Annotated in this window: 1 protein-coding gene; it reads right to left on the reverse strand. The window is 51.1% G+C overall.

Going from position 1 to position 229, the window contains the following annotated elements; all coding sequences use genetic code 11:
* Positions 1 to 229: hypothetical protein (locus V0R37_RS23355; protein WP_489685836.1), on the reverse strand; the 229-nt coding region annotated here is incomplete at both ends.

Genomic DNA, 229 nt, shown 5'->3' on the forward strand with positions numbered 1-229 from the left:
CCCGAATAGAGGATTAGCCCGTAATAGCCGACAAATTTCCAGGTGACAATCAGGGCAATCGACAGCATGGCGCAGTCGGGATCGGTAAACCAGGGAACGGAGAGGCCAAAGGCCTCTCGTAGCAAGGCATTAAGCGGGCCAAATTCGCTGAACAATTTTGAAAAGACGATGGAATAGGCCACGCCGGAGGAGATATTGGCCAGTAAAAAACTCAGTGCGATAAACCCGT

The organism is Pollutimonas rozaliensis, assembly GCF_048751585.1.
In the GTDB taxonomy this organism is placed as follows: domain Bacteria; phylum Pseudomonadota; class Gammaproteobacteria; order Burkholderiales; family Burkholderiaceae_B.